Raw genomic sequence first — 509 nt, 5'->3', positions numbered from 1 at the left:
CCGACACTTAACTAAGCCATCACGATGAAAGTAGCCCATGTCCGACAATTGTTTACCCAGCTTTATGAAGAAAACTGGGTCAAGCTGTATGTGCATGTTTTTCGGATGCTGGACGACCGCGATGAGGCCCGTGATATTGTGCAGGAGATCTTTGCGAATCTCTGGGACAGGATGGAGCGCCTCGAAATCGAGCATTCCTATCAGGCCTATCTCTTCCGTTCGGCACGCAATCTGGTGATCGATCGTTACACCATTCGTGCAGGTCGGAACTTACCCGACAAGGAATTTCGCTACCTTAGGACCGTTATAGTTACGGCCGCCGTTTACTGGGGCTTCAATTCAATGCTTCTCCGAAGATAACATCTCCTCTTAACCTTCCAGCACCGGGCAGGTGTCAGGCCCTATACTTCATCTTACGATTTGGCAGAGCCCTGTGTTTTTGATAAACAGTCGCCTGGACCTTTTCACTGCGGCCAGCATTGCTGCTGGCGACCTTTCTCCCGAAGTTA

The 509-nt window shown here is 50.3% G+C and carries 1 rRNA gene and 1 pseudogene; one reads left to right on the top strand and one right to left on the bottom strand.

Features of this window, described 5'->3' with window-relative positions:
- Window positions 1-24: 24 nt before the first annotated feature.
- Window positions 25-192: pseudogene (locus ACJ5GX_RS05070) on the top strand (sigma factor); the annotation flags it as partial.
- A gap of 42 nt (window positions 193-234) precedes the next feature.
- Here the strand turns inward: ACJ5GX_RS05070 and ACJ5GX_RS05065 are convergent.
- Window positions 235-509: ribosomal RNA gene (locus ACJ5GX_RS05065) — 23S ribosomal RNA — on the bottom strand; the annotation flags it as partial.

Source organism: Wolbachia endosymbiont of Tuta absoluta (assembly GCF_059414725.1).
The sequence above is the reverse complement of the archived record's forward strand: the minus strand, read 5'-3'. Positions and strand labels throughout refer to the sequence as shown.